This is a genomic window from Paenarthrobacter sp. CCNWLY172 (assembly GCF_037402035.1).
In the GTDB taxonomy this organism is placed as follows: domain Bacteria; phylum Actinomycetota; class Actinomycetes; order Actinomycetales; family Micrococcaceae; genus Arthrobacter.
The window spans coordinates 99816-116233 of sequence record NZ_JBBEGB010000009.1 but is presented as its reverse complement, the minus strand read 5'-3'; the positions used below and the strand labels follow the sequence as shown (position 1 = coordinate 116233).

Annotated in this window: 16 protein-coding genes; 10 read left to right on the top strand and 6 right to left on the bottom strand. The window is 63.4% G+C overall.

The window, feature by feature from the left end; all coding sequences use genetic code 11:
• Positions 1-15 precede the first annotated feature (15 nt).
• A complete protein-coding gene (locus WBN73_RS15365; RefSeq protein ID WP_337340714.1) occupies positions 16-444 on the top strand; it encodes a hypothetical protein in 429 nt (142 codons plus the stop codon).
• Between the two features lie 49 nt (positions 445-493).
• Here WBN73_RS15365 and WBN73_RS15360 read toward each other — a convergent pair whose 3' ends face one another.
• Positions 494-871 (bottom strand): hypothetical protein, encoded by a 378-nt coding sequence (locus WBN73_RS15360; protein ID WP_337340715.1) that lies wholly within the window; start codon positions 869-871, stop codon positions 494-496.
• A 296-nt stretch (positions 872-1167) separates the two neighbouring features.
• Here WBN73_RS15360 and WBN73_RS15355 point away from each other — a divergent pair, with 296 nt between their 5' ends.
• From WBN73_RS15355 to WBN73_RS15340, 4 genes are read left to right on the top strand one after another with little or no spacing between them, the layout of a single operon-like run.
• Entirely contained in the window at positions 1168-2730 is a 1563-nt protein-coding gene (locus tag WBN73_RS15355; protein WP_280625962.1) for a pyridoxal phosphate-dependent decarboxylase family protein, read from the top strand.
• On the top strand, positions 2727-4082 hold the full coding sequence (locus WBN73_RS15350) for a lysine N(6)-hydroxylase/L-ornithine N(5)-oxygenase family protein (RefSeq protein ID WP_337340716.1): 1356 nt from the start codon (positions 2727-2729) through the stop codon (positions 4080-4082). The genes WBN73_RS15355 and WBN73_RS15350 overlap by 4 nt, the downstream gene beginning before the upstream one ends.
• Positions 4079-4669 (top strand): GNAT family N-acetyltransferase, encoded by a 591-nt coding sequence (locus WBN73_RS15345; protein WP_207595879.1) that lies wholly within the window; start codon positions 4079-4081, stop codon positions 4667-4669. The genes WBN73_RS15350 and WBN73_RS15345 overlap by 4 nt, the downstream gene beginning before the upstream one ends.
• Positions 4666-6504, top strand: coding sequence for an IucA/IucC family protein (locus WBN73_RS15340; RefSeq protein WP_337340717.1), 1839 nt, complete (start codon positions 4666-4668; stop codon positions 6502-6504). The genes WBN73_RS15345 and WBN73_RS15340 overlap by 4 nt, the downstream gene beginning before the upstream one ends.
• Positions 6505-6560: 56 nt before the next feature.
• Here the strand turns inward: WBN73_RS15340 and WBN73_RS15335 are convergent, their stop codons facing one another.
• Positions 6561-7886, bottom strand: coding sequence for a BNR-4 repeat-containing protein (locus WBN73_RS15335; RefSeq protein ID WP_337340718.1), 1326 nt, complete (start codon positions 7884-7886; stop codon positions 6561-6563).
• A gap of 58 nt (positions 7887-7944) precedes the next feature.
• On the opposite strand from WBN73_RS15335, the gene WBN73_RS15330 reads away from it, so the two are divergent.
• The gene (locus WBN73_RS15330) at positions 7945-8724 is read left to right on the top strand and encodes an SDR family NAD(P)-dependent oxidoreductase (RefSeq protein ID WP_337340719.1); all 780 of its coding nucleotides are present in this window, start codon (positions 7945-7947) and stop codon (positions 8722-8724) included.
• A gap of 169 nt (positions 8725-8893) precedes the next feature.
• Entirely contained in the window at positions 8894-10636 is a 1743-nt protein-coding gene (locus WBN73_RS15325) for a sigma-70 family RNA polymerase sigma factor (protein ID WP_337340720.1), read from the top strand.
• Between the two features lie 74 nt (positions 10637-10710).
• Here WBN73_RS15325 and WBN73_RS15320 read toward each other — a convergent pair whose 3' ends face one another.
• Positions 10711-11784 carry an FUSC family protein gene (locus WBN73_RS15320; RefSeq protein ID WP_337340721.1) on the bottom strand — a complete coding sequence of 358 codons (1074 nt, stop codon included), beginning with the start codon at positions 11782-11784 and terminating at the stop codon, positions 10711-10713.
• 133 nt (positions 11785-11917) lie between these two features.
• On the opposite strand from WBN73_RS15320, the gene WBN73_RS15315 reads away from it, so the two are divergent.
• Both WBN73_RS15315 and WBN73_RS15310 read left to right on the top strand, forming a co-directional pair.
• Positions 11918-12388, top strand: a complete 471-nt coding sequence (locus tag WBN73_RS15315; RefSeq protein WP_207595884.1) for an SRPBCC family protein — start codon at positions 11918-11920, stop codon at positions 12386-12388.
• Complete coding sequence (locus tag WBN73_RS15310; RefSeq protein WP_337340722.1) at positions 12385-12900, top strand: GNAT family N-acetyltransferase; 516 nt, start codon at positions 12385-12387, stop codon at positions 12898-12900. Before WBN73_RS15315 ends, WBN73_RS15310 begins: the two co-directional genes overlap by 4 nt.
• An 11-nt stretch (positions 12901-12911) precedes the next feature.
• On the opposite strand, the gene WBN73_RS15305 is transcribed toward WBN73_RS15310, so the two are convergent.
• The 3 genes from WBN73_RS15305 to WBN73_RS15295 are packed head-to-tail and all read right to left on the bottom strand — an operon-like array spanning position 12912 to position 14892.
• A complete protein-coding gene (locus WBN73_RS15305; protein WP_337340723.1) occupies positions 12912-13331 on the bottom strand; it encodes a VOC family protein in 420 nt (139 codons plus the stop codon).
• Between the two features lie 9 nt (positions 13332-13340).
• On the bottom strand, positions 13341-13964 hold the full coding sequence (locus WBN73_RS15300; protein WP_337340724.1) for an FMN-binding negative transcriptional regulator: 624 nt from the start codon (positions 13962-13964) through the stop codon (positions 13341-13343).
• 7 nt (positions 13965-13971) lie between these two features.
• Positions 13972-14892 (bottom strand): DMT family transporter, encoded by a 921-nt coding sequence (locus tag WBN73_RS15295; protein ID WP_207595888.1) that lies wholly within the window; start codon positions 14890-14892, stop codon positions 13972-13974.
• Here WBN73_RS15295 and WBN73_RS15290 point away from each other — a divergent pair.
• Positions 14891-16306 carry an aminotransferase-like domain-containing protein gene (locus tag WBN73_RS15290; protein WP_207595889.1) on the top strand — a complete coding sequence of 472 codons (1416 nt, stop codon included), beginning with the start codon at positions 14891-14893 and terminating at the stop codon, positions 16304-16306. The two genes, WBN73_RS15295 and WBN73_RS15290, sit on opposite strands and share 2 nt — an antisense overlap.
• The last annotated feature ends 112 nt before the right edge of the window (positions 16307-16418 follow it).

Below are 16418 nucleotides of genomic sequence, written 5' to 3'. Positions count from 1 at the left end.
CCAGGTAGCCACACCATGAAGAAGACTGTTGCGTGCATTGCGGGAGTGCTGGTTTCGGCAGCCGCACTGGCCGGTTGTTCATCGTCCCCGAGCAACGAGGCGGGGACATCGCCGTCGTCAACTACAACCCAGGCCGCCACCACCGGTGAGGCAAAACCTGCCAACCCGGGCACCGGCATCATCGAGGCCACCAAAATGACGTCCTGCGATACTGCGCAGGGAAAGGTGACGGCAAAGGGGACCGTGACTCCTCCCGAGGGAACCAAGGGCACGGTCAAGATCACCGTCAGTTGGGTGGATTCGAAGACCTCGGCCGTCCTCGCCCGCGGAGAGCAAACCTTCAAGGACGCCGCAGCGGGCAAAGCCCTTGACTGGGTAGCCAACGCAGAGGTGACCAAGCCTGCCACGGAGATCAAGTGCGTCCTGGGGGCCACGGTTTTGTAACCAGTCAGCTCAAGCAAATACCACGCTGAAGCGGTCGGTCAGGTATCCACTACTTGGTCGGCCGCTTTTTTTGCCACTGAACCGCGTGCCAGAACAGCAGGCCCGCAGTGATCAGCAAGGCGGCCAGCAGTACGTAGGGCGCGTTGGAAAGCAGGATGAACTTCATTTGGGCTGCTTCGGCGGATTCGGCGGGCTGGACGAATTGCGGAGAGCTCACTAACGCACCGACTGACGTAGCCAGCGCCCAGACTCCAAGCCAGGCCAAGCCGGCGTCCATGACCCACAACGCAATGATGAACGGGTTGAATGGAGTCCGCTTGCGTTCCCGGTCCGCAGGCTCCGGCACATGGGGGCTGACGGCCTGCACAGCGTTGCCATGCTCGTCGATTTCGCGGAAGCCGATGCGCTCGTGGACGTGGTCCTTCATAGGTCCCCCAACCGTTGACTGCGGATAGTCCTTGCACTCTACTCCTGTAGTCGCGAAGCCCGACAAGGAAGAGCGACGCCCAGGCATGGCCCATTGCCGACACTCCATGGCCGAAAAGAGTGCCACATTTTGCACCCAATGCAGTCTGAAAGAAAGTCAATGACGCGCAACTGGGCGGTACACAGGCGAGAAAGCGCCTTCTGAGCGAAATAGGTCACAAAAGTTTGACGGAAAGGCTTACCTAAGTAAGGCTTACCTTGCTAACAAGCGCCCCAACGCAATGGAAGGAAGCTGACGTGACGTCACCCAGTGTCGAAGAGCGGATCGCTCAGGAGCAGGATTTTGGCTCCAAAGTGGAACTGGCCCTCGCTGCCACCAACCAGCTGTTCAACGCACGAAATTCGCCCAGCTACGTCGCGCAGGTTCTCCAGGGAGTCAACGCTGTCTCCACCAAGGTCCAGCGGACCACCCAGCCGTTTACCGGCGTCGGGCACGCTGAACTGAAAGCCAAGGTTGGCGCTGTGGACCTTGAACGTCCGCTGCCGGACACGGCTGCGGCCCTGGAAGAGCTCGATGAGCTCTACCTTAAGGACGCCATCTACTTCCATGATTCCCGCTACGCTGCGCACCTCAACTGCCCGGTGGTTATCCCTGCGCTGGTTGGAGAAGCCGTGCTTTCGGCCGTGAATTCCTCCATGGACACCTGGGACCAGAGCGCGGGAGCCACCATGATCGAGCGCCGCCTCATTGACTGGACCGCCGAGCGCATCGGGTTCAGCGCCGAAGCTGATGGCGTGTTCACGTCCGGCGGCAGCCAGTCCAACTTCCAGGCGCTGCTGATTGCCCGCAACCACGCTGTCGCCAAACTGCGTGTGACGAATGGGGACGCGCGCCTGCCCCACCTTCTTGACCGCCTCCGGATCTTTACGTCCGCGGACAGTCACTTCAGCATCCAAAAGTCCGCTTCCATGCTGGGCCTGGGCTTCGACGCCGTCATCGCGGTCCCCACCACCGAAGACCACCGCATGGACCCCACCGCTCTGGCGGCTGCTTTGGCGGAAGCGCACGACGCCGGCCTGGTGCCGATGGCTGTCGTGGCCACTGCCGGGACCACCGACTTCGGTTCGGTTGACCCCTTGTCCGAAATGGCCGCGTTGGTTCGCGCCTATGATTCCTGGCTGCACGTGGACGGCGCCTACGGTGGCGGGCTCATCGTGTCCGGCCGCCACCGGCACCTCCTGGACGGTATCCACCTGGCGGATTCCGTCACTGTGGACTTCCACAAGACGTTCTTCCAGCCCGTCAGCTCCAGCGCAGTCCTGGTTCGCAACGGCTCCATGATGGGACACGTGACCTACTACGCGGACTATCTGAACCCGGAAAGCGCCGCAAAGGCCGAGATCCCCAACCAGGTGGACAAGAGCATCCAGACAACGCGCCGCTTCGATGCCCTGAAGCTATGGCTGACCCTCCGCATCATGGGTGCCGACGCCATTGGTGCGCTCTTCGACGAAGCGATCGACCTCGCCGCCCGGGTGGGCACCCTGCTGGCTGATGACGCCGAGTTCGAGCTCGCTGCCGCACCGCAGCTGAGCACCTTGGTGTTCCGCTACCGCCCAATGGTTGATGGTGCACCCCTCGATGACGACACTGCAGATGTACTCAACCCCGCCATCCGCGCAGCCATCTTCGCTTCAGGCGAGGCCGTGGTTGCCGGCACCAAAGTTGCTGGCCGCCATTACCTCAAATTCACCCTCCTCAACGCCGAGGCGAGCCTGAGGGACATCCAGGAAATCATCGAACTTATCCGCCGGACGGGCGACAGCCTGCTGGCGAACACCACGGAGGCTGCAGCGTGAGCACCCAAGACAACGGCAAGATCTACGACGTCGCAGGCATCGGCGTCGGGCCTTTCAACCTGGGCCTGGCCGCGCTGAGTGAGCCGGTCGACAACCTGGACTGTGTTTTTCTGGACCGTCGCGAGTCCTTCGACTGGCACCCGGGCATGATGCTCGAGCCGGCCCACCTGCAGGTGCCGTTCATGGCGGACCTCGTAACGCTGGCTGATCCGACATCGCCGTTCTCGTTCCTGAACTTCCTAAAACAGACGGGGCGCCTCTACCGCTTCTATATCCGCGAGAACTTCTACCCGCTGCGTGCCGAGTACAACCAGTACTGCCAGTGGGTGGCCGGGCAGCTGGATTCCGTCCGTTTTAGCACGGATGTGCTGGATGTGACGTACGACGACGGCGTGTACCGCCTTTCAGTGCAGGGTCCGGATGGCGTTGAGGTGCTTCGCGCCCGCAAGCTGGTTCTGGGCACGGGCACATCCCCGTATATCCCGGACTCCTGTGCAGGCATAGTGGAGGCTGGCGGACTTGTCCTCCACAACGCCGACTACCTGTCGAGGAAGAGTGAGCTGCAGTCCAAGCGCAGCATCACCATCGTGGGCAGTGGCCAGAGCGCTGCGGAGTTGTACTACGAATTGCTTCAGGAAATCGACGTCTATGGCTACCAGCTCAATTGGGTGACGCGCTCGGGCCGTTTCTTCCCGCTGGAGTACACCAAGCTCACGCTGGAGATGACGTCGCCGGAGTACGTTGACTACTTCCACTCGCTTCCCGGAGAGCAGCGCGATTCCCTGATCAAGAGCCAGAAGAACCTGTACAAGGGCATCAACTCGGACCTGATCGACGACATCTACGATCTCCTCTATACCAAGAGCCTCTCCGGCATGGTGGACACCCAACTGCACACGCATTCCTCGCTCACTGCCGCAGAGTGGGATGCCACCACCGGCACGCACACACTCCAGTTGCACCACGAGGAACACGGCCAGGGCTACTCGTTGGAATCCGAAGCCGTGGTTCTGGCCACCGGCTACACCTACAAGGAGCCCACCTTCCTGGCGGGCATCCAAAACCGGATCCGCCGCGACGCCAAAGGCCGGTTCGACGTCGAGCGCAACTACGGCACCGGGGTGGAACCCGGCGAGATCTTCGTCCAGAACGCCGAGCTGCATACGCACGGATTTGTGACGCCTGACCTTGGCATGGCCGCCTACCGCAACTCATGCATCCTGAGGGAAATCACCGGCCGTGAGGTCTACCCGATCGAGCGCAGCATCGCGTTCCAGCAGTTCGGTGCACCCGCTGCGGCGGCTGCCGCAGAACCTGCCGCCGTCCCCGAAACCGCTGGGGCCACCGTATGAGCTTCACGTTCCGTCCCGTCGACCCGGTAACGGACGCACCTGTCCTCCACAGCTGGGTCAGCAAAGAATACGCCCGGTTCTGGGGCATGGTTTCGGCCACCGAGCAGGACGTGGTGGAGGAGTACTCGAAGATCGCTGAGTCCGGCCACCACCAGGCGTTCCTGGGGCTCGACGACGGCGCCCCTGCCTTCCTGATGGAACGGTACCGGCCGGAGTCTTCGCCGTTGGCGGACGTCTACGAGGTCCGTCAAGGCGATGTCGGCATGCACCTCCTGGTGTCACCTCCCACCGGCGAGCCCCAGCCAGGTTTCACCACCGCCGTCATGCAGTCCGTCATGGCCGAACTGTTCGCGGACCCCGCAACCCGGCGGGTCGTCGTCGAACCTGACGCCCGCAACCACAAGATCCATGTTCTCAACGAGAAGGTGGGGTTCCGGCCGCACGGTGTGGTGACCCTTCCCGCCGTCGATCCTGCCGAAGACCATAAGCAGGGCCTGCTGAGCTTCTGCACGCGCGAGGATTTCCTCGCCACCCTCACCCCGATTCTGGCCGCGCCTGCCGCGGCGACCAGAGGAGAATCCCTATGACCACCACAGCCGATACCGTGACCACTGCGGTTGATTCCGTATCCCACCTGACCCCTGAACGGTGGGCGATTGCCAACCGGCACCTGGTCCGGAAGGCCATCGCCGAGTTCTCGCATGAACGCATCCTGGTTCCGGAGCTGATCCGGGAGGAGGGCAACGGCGTCGGGCTTTACAAGGTAGTGAGCGATGACGACGCTACGGAATATCGCTTCCGTGCCCGGGTGCTCCAACTGGAGCACTGGTCCGTTTCCGGAGACTCCATCTCGCGGCTGCGGGACGGTGAAGAGCTTCCGGTGGACGCCTTGGACTTCATTGCCGAATTCCACGAGGCGTTGGCCATCCGCCAGGAAATGCTGCCCGTGTACTTGGAGGAGATCAGCAGCACGTTGGCCAGCCACGCCTACAAGCAGGGCAAGCCGTTCAGTGCCGCGCAGTTGGCTGCCGGCGTCACCGGCGGTACTGACCGGGCCGCGGATTTCCAAGCCATTGAACACAGCATGACTGAGGGCCACCCGTGCTTTGTGGCCAACAACGGCCGTTTAGGCTTCGGGATTACCGACTACCACGCGTTCGCGCCGGAAACGGGTGCCACGGTGAAACTGCAGTGGATCGCGGTGCATCGCAGCAAAGCAGTGTTTACGTCCAGCGCAGGGTTGGATTACCGGACGCATTTTGAGGCCGAACTCGGGCCCGCGACGCTTGCGTGGTTCAACGCGGAACTGTCCGCTTCCGGCGTGAATCCCGAGGACTACCTCCTCATGCCGGTCCACCCGTGGCAGTGGGACAACAAGCTCACGGTGACGTTCGCGGCAGAAATCGCCCAGCGCCACATCGTGAACCTGGGCACCGGTGAAGACTCGTACCAGGCCCAGCAGTCCATCCGTACGTTCTTCAACACCGACTACCCGGAGAAGGCCTATGTGAAGACGGCCATGTCCGTGTTGAACATGGGCTTCATGCGGGGACTGTCCCCGCAGTACATGAAGGCAACGCCGGCCATCAATGACTGGCTGCAGGAACTGATCGGCAATGACCAGGAGCTCCAGAACCGGGGCCTGGCCATGATCCGTGAAACCGCGGCCATCGGCTACCACAACCACTACTACGAGGCTGCTTCGGCCAAGGGTTCGCCCTACCGGAAGATGCTCTCGGCCCTGTGGAGGGAAAGTCCGCTGCCGTTGCTCAAGGATGGGCAGCAGCTGGCCACCATGGCTTCCCTGCTGCATGTGGATGCCGCAGGGGAATCTGTGGTTTCATCGCTGATTCAACGCTCCGGCCTGGCTCCCACGGAGTGGCTTCGCCGCTACTTTGAGGCTTATCTCGTGCCGCTGGTCCATTGCCTCTTCGAGTACGAGCTCGCGTTCATGCCGCATGGCGAGAATGTGATCCTGATCCTCGAGGACGGTGTGCCCGTCCGTGCGATCATGAAGGACATCGCCGAGGAAATCGTGGTGATGGGGGAGCGGCTGGAACTGCCGGAGGAAGTCTCGCGCATCAAGGCCGAGATCCCCGCAGAGGAAATGGTCCTGGCCATCTTCACGGACGTGTTCGACTGCATCTTCCGTTTCCTCGGAGCAATCCTTGTGGAGGACGGGACACTGCGCGAGGACGAGTTCTGGGGGACTGCCGCCGCCGTCCTGCGGGAGTACCAGCAGCGTCACCCGGAACTTGCAGACCAGTTCGCCATGCATGATCTGTTTGCCCCGGACTTCGAGCTCTCCTGCCTCAACAGGTTGCAGCTCCGTAATAACCAGCAGATGCTCGACATCTCTGATCCCTCCGGTGGGCTCCAGATGGCAGGCCGCCTGGCGAACCCGCTGGCGAAGTTCGCCTAATCAGGTCCCGCGAGGGGTTGGCTTTCGGCACTTTCAAGTGTTGAGAGAGTCGAGAACTAACCCCTCGGCGAGGAAATTAGCGCCATGATCTCCGTTTGGTAAGCCTGCGAGGATGTCATCGATCCCCGGAACCAGCACAGTGCGTGAACTGACGGATCGCCCGGGACCACCATGGGCCTGAGATTATCCACCGTGGATCCCTCCGTGATGGCTTCCCACGTCCAACTCGCACCGGAATCGGCCGTGGTGCCCCGGTAGATCTCGTAGTGCGGTGTGGTTGCACCCGTTCCAGGATCCACGGGCGTCGAGATGTAGACGCGGTCCAGGTTGTTGGGGTCCACCGCGCCCAGTCCCGTGTAGTCCTGTTCGTGCGGTAGCAGGCCGGGGCCAGCGATGGCGAGGGGGTGCAGCTCCCAGCCCGCGCCATCGAAGCGCGCGTACAGCAGGCGGTGATCGTCGACGTCGAGCATTTGCTCCCGGTGCAGCGGACCGTTCACGTCGTTGGCCCGGCAGGTGACGATCGCGGCAAGTTGGTTGCCTTGCCGGCGAAGGTCAGTAGTCCAGCCGTGGGTGAGGACGTCGCCGTCGAGCGTTGTTCCGGCTTCGAAAACTGTGGTGAGGACTGACTGGTTGATGCCCGCCGAGCCGGTCAACGGCCTGCTGACCACGTTCCCCGCGGCGTCGTGGAGAGCGTCGTTCTGGAGATAGCCGTGGTAGATGCTGTTGTTGAAATCGCGTGGATGGTGGTCCGTGGTGATGAGGTCGATACGGTCCGTTCCGTTGCTGACATACCGGGTATACCCGTTGACGTAGCCGATTTTCGGGCGCGTGAAGAGCTTGCCCCCGTAGCTCCAGGTGCTGCCGTGGTCGTCCGAGATCATCAGCGTGGGATCGTCGTTGATGGCCCGGACAAAGTTGTAGACCCGGTCCTCCTCGCGCAGATGATGCAGGTTGGAGTAGGTGGCGCCACGGCCGTCGGCCAGTTCGGTCCAATCAAAGTGCTGCTCCGGCTCCCATTCAGAGGCGTCGTGAGGGCGTGTAGAAATCCGCCACCGTGAGTAATTGTCCGTCTTGTGCTTGGCGTACATCGCCACGTAGCGACCATCCGGCCGGATCAGGATGGCCGGGGCATTGTGGTCATCGGACTCCAGCCGCCCATGGAGCACATGGACGCGGCTCCGGCCGGTGGCGAGGTCCAAGACCGCCACCTCGATGTTCCCGCCACGTTCGGCACCCCCTGGACCTTCCGGAGCGGCGACCGAACCCACCAGCATGGTGTTGTTCGCGGGGTCTATCAGTGCACGTTCGTCCTGGAACCAGCACCAAGCGCCGTTGTTGTTGAGGAGTAGTGGCACGTGCAGTGATGGGACGGTGTTGACCATGGGAATCCTTTGCAGCTTTGCATCGTTTCAATTCCAGTGTGGGTACTAGTCTAGGCGCATGAGGACTCGAGCCAACGAACTCACTGCCCTGGTGACAGGTGCCACCGCCGGGCTCGGTGCGGAATTCGCCCGACAACTTGCTGAAGCCGGACACCACCTGGTCCTGGTGGCCCGCGACGAACAGCGCCTGAAAGAAACGGCCGAAGCGCTCGAACGCGACTTCAGTATCTCCGCGGAGGTCCTTTCCGCTGACCTGACCACCGACGTCGGAGTAACAGCGGTGGCGGACCGCTTGCGGGATGCTGCGCGGCCCGTGGATGTCCTGATCAACAACGCCGGCATCGGGCTGTTGAAGTCGTTCGAAAGGAATGACCTGGACGAAGAAAAGCGCCATCTGCGGCTCCACGTCCAGACGCCCATGGAACTGTGCCACGCGGCGTTGGAAGTCATGCTCGCCCGCGGCAAGGGCCGAATCATCAACGTCGCCAGCGTGGCGGCGTTTGCCAACAGGGGCACCTACTCGGCGGCCAAGGCATGGCAGGTGACATTCAGCCGGTGGGCGAACATCACCTACGCCAAGTCCGGCGTTCAGATCACTGCCGTATGCCCGGGTTTCACGCATACCGAATTCCACGATCGTATGGGAATGGACAAGTCAGTGGCTCCCCGTTTCCTGTGGCTCACAGCCGAGCGCGTGGTGCGTGAAGGGCTGGAGGACAACGCCAAAGGCAAAGGTGTTTCCATTCCGACGCGCAGGTACAAAGTGGTCAGCTTCTTCGCACGTGTCCTGCCGGCAAAACTGACGTCGGGCCCGCCACGGCGTCCGCTGGAGCCGTAAGGCTGCCAAAGTGTTCACTTGGGGGGGCTTCCGGATTTAGGCTGGGGCTGGAGTGTGGCACCGGGCGCGGCTGCCGCACGGGGGCTACAGCAGCGTGGCCCCGCAAACAGGGCCTTACGAAGGTCTCGTTGATCCGTGTACGAATGCCGTGTCCGAAACGGGCAGCAGCATGGGCGGAACAGCACCGGCGGACAGCAACGGGCGCCACGGAACAGGCTTCGGCGGAGACGGCAATGGTGCCGTGGCTGACAGCGACATGGATTTGGTCCTTCAGGTTCGCGCAGGCCAACGGACTGCGTTCGAGGTGCTCTTCGAGCGGCACCAAGGGGTGGCGCGGAAGGTAGCAGCGGCGCAGGTGAACAACTATGCAGACGTTGACGACGTCGTGGCAGACGCTTTCACGTCCGTTTACCAAAGCATCACCGCAGGGAAGGGGCCCGACACTTTCTTCCGCGCCTACCTGCTGACAGCCGTGCGGCGTTTTGCCTATCAAACCAATCGGGGGGCGTCGCGTACCCGCCCTACTGCTGAGTCGTTCGTGTTGGATTCAGCGGTGTTCCATGATGATCCTGCCGTGGCCCACTTCGAATCCAAGGCCGTTACCCAAGCGTTTCGTTCCCTCCCTGAACGGTGGCAGGAAGTCCTTTGGTATGTAGACATTGAGGGGCTGAAACCCGCTGCGGTTTCGCCGCTGATTGGCTTGACCCCCAATGGGGTTTCCGCCTTGGCGCTCCGTGCGAGGGAACGCCTGCGCCAGGTGTACCTGCAGAACCACATCACGTCATCCACTGGAGATAGCTGCGAACAATACTCAACACAGTTGGGTGCGTACTCCCGCGATGGGCTGAGGAGGCGCAGCCAGGACAGGGTGCGGGCACATCTTGAGGGCTGTCCCAAGTGCACTGCCTTGCTGCTTGACCTCAACGATGTGCAATCGGCCATGCGGGCTGTGGTCTTCCCGTTGGTAGCAGGAGCAGCGTTTACCTCCGTCTTCCCTGCGCTTGCGGCCGTGGGCGCCGGAACAGGGGTGGGCGCCGGCTTGGTGCATGGCATGCCGCACAGGGAGATGGCCTTCTTCTTGAAGGTAGGCGCTGGAGTGATGGCCGTGGCAGCAGTGTCGGTGGGCGCAGCCGTAGCGTTGAGTGGCGCAGGGTCAAACACAGCTGAGGTACCAGTGGCGGAGGTATCTCCTACTCCTCGAGGGCAAGTTTCTTACGGTCCTGATCCAGCCGTCCCGGGAGCCGGGGAGCAGGATCAGCCTCAATTTCCGGCCCCCAATGAGCCTTCGAGCGGAGCGGTAGAGAAGCCTGCCGTGTTTCCGTTTCCCGTACCAACGAAACCAGCGCCCAGGGGGTTTCCAGCCCCCTCGCTGTCCTGGAAGAACCCACTGTTTCCGACGTTCGCACCGACGGGGCCGCCAACCCTCCCGGCACTGGTTCCGCTCCCGGGCGCAACCCCGACCCCAAGCCCAACTTCGACACAAACGCCCACGGCCACGCCAAGTCCAACTTCCACGGCCACGCCCAGCCCTAGTTCCACCGCCACGCCATCACCGGCGCCCAATGTGACAGCCACGTTCCGTGCTGTACCAGGGACCACGGCCTCGGACACCAACATCACCATCACCTTCACACTTCAGCCCGGGCCGGTGCCCTCCAATGCGGAAGTTGTGTTCGCAATTTCTGCCGGCGCGGACATGATCCCGGGAAAACTGATCGAACCGGCAGGCTGGAACTGTTCGTCGGATGACGCTGCCACCAGGCAATTCCGGTGCAGCAGCAATGCTGTTGACCCTGATGCGTTGGAATTCTTGCTGGGCGTCTCCAAACAGGACGAAGGGGAAACAACCACCCTTGATTACCAATTCAGCGGCACCGGTATTGAGACGGCCACATTCTCCAACACCTTCTAGGGAACATTGACTGGACTCCAGTGCCGGGGACCGGGTGAGGATGACACTTCAACCTGGTCGTCCAGAACTGACAGCTACTGCAGCACGCGACTCCGTGGAGCCCGCACCAGCACCGCCACCGCGATGCCCACCACCGCTCCCACGAAAGTCTCGATGGCACGCTCCATCACCAGTACGCCCGGATCCATGGGGGCCGCGAGTTGGGCGATCAGCAGGATCACGGGAGTGAAGAACACCATGGCCCACCCGTAGTGCCGCGCCATGAAGAGCTCGGTAGGGAACTGGCACAGGACCACCAGCACTGCCAACACCACGGCGGTGTGGCCCGGGAAGTACTGGAGCGGCGACAGCGGGCTGGGAAAAAGTACGACGGCGACCACCGCCAACCCGAGAAACGTCCCCACGATGCGGTGGATGCCCCGGTGGACGCGGCTGGGGAGATCGGCGCCAGCGAGGGGTACGGCCGCGGCGGCCATGGCCCAGTGCGGATGGCCGCTGCCGCTGAGGATTCCGATGGCCCCGGCCACGCTGACAGCGAGGGCATACCGCGCAGCATGAACCATGGCCGCCTGGACCAATGGTCCCTGCCGGAGGGGGCCGCGGAGAACGGGAACGTCGCGGACGGCGCCGGACTCCCACCCACGGTGCCGGAACCACCCGGCGAAGCCAACCAGCAGCGACAAGGCGGCGGACGCAGCCCCGATGAGCACCGCCGTCGTGAGTGGGACGTTGGTTGGCACCGAAGCGCAGGCGCCCAGCGCGAGGATGCCAAAGAACGGGCCGATGGGCTTGAGGCGGACGGCATCCGCATACAGGGATCCAGCTCCGGCGAACAGGGTGGCCACCAGCACCAGCCACCACGAGTGGATGTGGTGGACGGAAAGGAACACCCCGATGGTCAGCCCACCCACCAGGAACAGGGCGGCCTGAGCTTGGTGCTTGAGCCTGAGCTGATGCGTTTCGTTGCGTCCGTACATCCCTGTCAGCGCACCGAACACGGCGTACATCATGAGGTCCGGGCGGCCGATGAGAATGAGGAACAGTCCCGGGACTGCGACGCTCAGGGCAACACGGACGGCGGAGAGGCGATCGTTGTTGGCCGGGCCCAGCCGATGGAGTTCACGGGCATGGGCGATGATTGCGGGCACGGGGGAACACCACCAATCATCGAGGGACTCCCTTGAAAATTATCAGGATGGCCAACTGTGCCGCCATAAGCCCGGTCACAAGCCGTAGCGAGATGGGGCACACGGAGCCGGGAAGGTCTGGGAAGATCAAGGTATGCCCGTCGCTTTCGTCTGCCGCACCCGCTCCTCCATGCCGCCGCAGGAGTTGTTCGATCTCTCCCGCAACATCGATGCCCATGTGGGATCGATGACCAAGAGCCGCGAGAAGGCAGTGGACGGGGTCACCACTGGTTTGATCTCCGAAGGCGAGACCGTCACCTGGCAGGCCTGGCACCTCGGAGTCCGGTTCCGCATGACCAGCCGCATCACGCAGATGGAGGCGCCGGCGTCGTTCTCGGATGAACAGGTGAAGGGCCCCTTCAAGTACCTCCGCCACACGCATGAGTTTCGGCCGGACGGCAGCGGGACGCTCATGGTGGACACCATCGAATTCGCTGCCCCCTTCGGACCGTTGGGCCGCTTGGTGGAGAAGCTGGTCCTGGGCCGCTACATGCAAAACCTGATCGAGAAGCGCAACGAATTCCTGGTGGCCCAGGCACCCCCGGCACTGGACGCCCGGCAATGATCAGGCTCGCGCATGCGGACGATCTCCTGATTCTGCAGGACATCGAGCGTGCCGCGGGCCAGGCGTTCCGGGCGTTGGGAATGGATTCAGTCGCGGACGACGAGCCACTCTCCACCAATGAGCTGCAGGGTTACGCCGCAGCGGGCCGGGCCTGGGTTTCCGTCGACGGACTCGACTACCCGGTGGCGTACCTCTTGGCGGATGTCGTTGACGAGGCCGGGCATGTGGAACAGGTCAGCGTCCATCCGGACTACGCGCACCAAGGCCTGGGCCGCGAGCTCCTGCATGCCGCCCGCGTATGGACCCGCGGCCATGGAATGCAGCGCCAAACCCTGAGCACCTTCCGGGATGTGCCATGGAACGCCCCGTACTACCGCCGCCTTGGCTTCGAGGTGCTCGACACCGGCAGCTGGGGTCCGCAGTTGACCCGCCTGATGGAGCACGAGGCTGGACTGGGCCTGACCCGTTGGCCGCGGGTAGCGATGTGGCGTCCAGCTGTCCCGCCCAGGTAGCCCCGGCACCGTCAGTCCGCTACCAGCTCCACCTCATAGCTGTCCGTGTTGAGCAGGTAGGCAGCGTAGTGGTCCGGGCCGCCGGCGTGCGGGTATTTGGACTCGAACATTTCGTACCAGCCTGCATCCGCGCCGAGCGCCCTGATCCGGTCCACATTTTCGCGTGTGCCTGCGTGGAAGGCCACATGATTGACCCCCGGATCAGTGCGGCGGTGGGTTGTTGCAGTGGCGGCATCCGTCTGCTCCACCACAACGTAGGTGCCGCCAAGCTTCCAACTGCACCCCGTGGGCCACTCCTGGAAGGGCTCGTAGCCGAGCTCGCCCAGCAACCAGCCCCACTCTTCCCTTGCCCTCTCAAGGAACGGCACCCAGATCTCCAGGTGGTGGATGGACCCCTTGGGTTTTGGGGATTCCGAAGCAACCTCACGCATGCGCCGAGTCTACGAGGTCCGCGCGCGTTCCACATCGGCTGCGCTCGCCGAGTCGCCACGGGCCCGGAGTCCCGCGATGACTCCGTCAACATCAGCCGGAGTACGGTTCTGGCTGAGTTTCGTCTTCGCTTCCACCCGGGTGATGACGAGTTCGACGCCGACAATCGCCTTTAGCTGACCGGCAACGAACCGTTCGGGTGCTTCGTCAACGGTCCAGGGTTTGGGCATGCCGGCCTCATGCTGGTTCGACAGGCGCCGCACGTGCCGGCCCAACCATTCGGCGTCGTCGTGGATCACCAGTTCACCGTAGACGTGGGCCGTGGAGTAGTTCCAGGTGGGCACCACCCGTCCGTGCGCCGCTTTGGAGGCGTACCAGGACGGAGAAATGTAGGCATCGTTGCCTTGCACGATCATGAGAGCCTCACCGACAGCAGCTGAAGACCACTGGGTGTTGTTGCGGGCCATGTGCGCGTGCAGTGCACCGTGCTCACCGATCGAGGGTTCGTAGACGAACGGCAGGAGGGTGGCGACCAACCCGTCCTCCGTCATGGTCACGAGGTTGGCTGCTCCGGCGTGCCGGAGCAGCGACTCGACGGTGTCGGGGGAGGGGGCAAAGTGTGCTGGTGTGTACATGGTTTTCCTACTTCCTTAGCCTGACGCGGACAGCGGCTCCGGCGCAAAGGATCACTGCGAGGCCACCCACCACGGTGGTCCACGTCAGCGGTTCGCCCAGGAGAAGGCCGGCCCACGCGATGGTCATCACGGGTTGGACGAGTTGGATCTGGCTGACCTGCGCCATGGGCCCGATGGCCAGGCCGCGGTACCAGGCGAAGAAGCCGAGGAACATGCTCACCACACCGAGGTAGGCGAAGGACAACCACTGGAGCGGTGTGGCTTGTGGCATGCCGGAGCCCAGGGAAACGAGGGTCAACAGGATCATGGCGGGAGCAGCCACCACCAGCGCCCACGAGATGGTTTGCCAGGAGCCGAGCTCCCGGGCCAGCAATCCACCTTCCGCATAGCCAATGGCTGCAGCAACCACGGCTCCGAGCAGCAGGAGGTCGGCCCAATGAAGCGAGCCAAAACCACCGGATTGAACCAAGGCAAACACGAGGGCAGCAACGACGCCCACGGCCGTGAGGATCCAGAAGAGGAGCCGTGGACGCTCGCGCCCGCGCAGTACCGCCACGGTGGCCGTGGCCGCAGGCAGCAGGGCGATGACGATTGCCCCGTGGCTCGCGGAGGTACTGGTCAGAGCGAAGGTAGTCAGCAGGGGGAACCCCGCCACAATTCCGCCGGCAACCACCGCCAGGCGGATCCACTGCGTGCCGCGCGGAAACCGTTGCCGGGTGAAGGCCAGGGCGAGTGCGGCAAGAAGGGCGGCAACCACGGCCCGGCCCGCTCCGATGAACAGGGGGGACATGCCTTCCACAGCTACCCGGGTGAGCGGAACGGTGAAAGAGAAGGCGACGACGCCGAGGAGGCCCCACCAGATTCCGGTCGAAGTCCGGGTGGATACCACTGGCCGCGAAAGTGTAGTAGCGCTACTATTAGGACTCATGAACAACGATAGCAGTTCTCGGATTGTCTCGCGAGTAAAAGAATGGATCGCAAGCGCTGCCCCGGGGGCCAAACTGCCATCAACGCGCCAACTCGTGGCCGAGTATCAGGCCAGTCCGGTCACTGTGCAGAAAGCGCTGCGGACACTCACGGCGCAGGGTCTGATTGAAAGCCGTCCCGGGGTCGGAACTTTCGTGCGGGCCTACCGCACTGCGAGGCCCTCCGACTACGGCTGGCAAACAGCTGCCTTGCGGTCAGCCCAGGCCGCGCGGCCCCTGAACTCTGCCGCGATGCGGAGCGCTACCAATGACGTCATCGCGTTCCACTCCGGTTACCCTTCCCGCGAACTGTTGCCCGAGAGGCTTGTTCGAGCCGCGCTGACAAGGGCCGCCAGGGGAGATGCCGCCCTGTCCCGGCCGCCGGCGCAGGGCTTGCCCGAACTCCAGACCTGGTTCGCGCAGGAACTCAGTACCTCAACCCCGGTGGGCGTGACTCCGCCCCAGCCGAGCGACGTCGTGATTCTGCCCGGGAGCCAAAGCGGGCTCAGCTCCATTTTCCGGGGACTGGTGGGACACGGACAGCCGCTGCTGGTGGAGTCGCCCAGTTACTGGGGCGCGCTGCTGGCAGCGGGCCAGGCAGGCGTCAATGTCATCCCTGTCCCCAGCGGCCCGGAGGGGCCTGACCCGGATGAGCTGGAGAGGGCCTTTGAAGAATCCGGAGCGCGGATGTTCTACGCGCAACCCAACTTCGCGAATCCCACGGGAGCGCAATGGTCGGCGGAACGGGGCGAGGAAGTCCTGCGGATCGTCCAGCGGCACGGAGCTTTCCTCGTGGAGGATGACTGGGCGCACGACTTCGGCATCACCGCACCGTCGGTCCCGCTCGCTGCCAAGGACGACTCCGGCCACGTGGTCTACATCCGTTCCCTGACCAAGAGCGTTTCCCCGTCCATCCGCGTCGCAGCGATCATCGCCCGGGGACCGGCGCGCGAACGAATCATGGGCGCGCAGGCCGCCGAATCCATGTACGTCAGTGGGGTGCTTCAGGCGGCAGCGCTCGACGTCGTCACCCAGCCCGGGTGGCAAACGCACCTTCGCGGACTCAGCCATCAACTGCAGTCACGCCGCGACCTCTTGGTCACCAGCCTCCGCGAGCACGTCCCGCAAGCGCACCTCAGCCACCTGCCCAAGGGTGGCTTGAATCTGTGGCTGCGAATGCCGGACGGGTTCGACGTCGAACGTCTCACCAAGGATTGTGAGGCATCCGGGGTGCTCATTGCCGCCGGCACGGAGTGGTTCCCCGCGGAACCGGAGGGACCCTACATTCGGCTCAACTACGCCGGCCCCAACCCGGGTGGTTTCCCTGAAGGTGCCAGGATCATCGGCGAGGCCGTCAAAGGCTTGCTGCAATCCTGAGGCGGGCACCGCCGTCGTGCCCTCTTAACAGCCGTAGCCACCAACCTCAAGGAGAGCGCCTTGGGGGTGGTGGCTACGGTGGGCGGCAAGCTGCCGCGAACTATCTGAATCG